Source organism: Roseinatronobacter sp., from assembly GCF_051859525.1.
Classification (GTDB): Bacteria; Pseudomonadota; Alphaproteobacteria; order Rhodobacterales; family Rhodobacteraceae; genus Roseinatronobacter.
The window spans coordinates 1-554 of the sequence record NZ_JBHYFM010000060.1 but is presented as its reverse complement, the minus strand read 5'-3'; the positions used below and the strand labels follow the sequence as shown (position 1 = coordinate 554).

Here is a 554-nt window from a genome sequence, read left to right as displayed (position 1 = left end):
CTGCCCGCCGGAAAACTGATGCGGAAAGCGGTCATGCATTGTAGGGTCAAGGCCCACGGTTTCCAGCAGGCGCTGCACCAGCGCCGCCTTTTCGCCGCGCCGGATCAGGCCATGGGCCACCGGTGCCTCGCCGATGATATCCAGCACCCGTTTGCGCGGGTTCAGCGATGACATGGGGTCCTGAAAGATGATCTGGGTGTTCAACCGCGCGTGGCGGGCGGCCCGGCCGCGCAGGGTGGCGCGGTCCTGCCCTTCCACCAGGACAGTGCCGCTGGTGGGGGGCAGCATGCCGGCGATAACCCGGCCAAGGGTGGATTTTCCGCAACCGGATTCGCCCACCAGCCCCACAACCTCGCCCTTGGCAATAGCAAGGCTGACGCCATCCAGTGCGTGAACCGTGCGCCGGTTATCGGCCGCACCCAGTTTCATGGCGATGCGCTCCGCGAGATCGGGTTCGTTGGAAAAGCGTTTCGAGACATCGCGTGCTTCGGCAAAAACTTCCGTCATGGGCGCGCCTCCGTGTTCAGGGGGTGGAAGCAGCGCCAGCGGTGCGT

Annotated in this window: 1 protein-coding gene; it reads right to left on the bottom strand. The window is 65.3% G+C overall.

Annotated features, from left to right (window positions below; translation table 11 throughout):
* Nucleotides 1-507 (bottom strand): ATP-binding cassette domain-containing protein (locus ACTIE1_RS16700; protein WP_439563520.1); only part of this gene is annotated, 507 nt, incomplete at its 3' end.
* Between the last annotated feature and the right edge of the window lie 47 nt (nucleotides 508-554).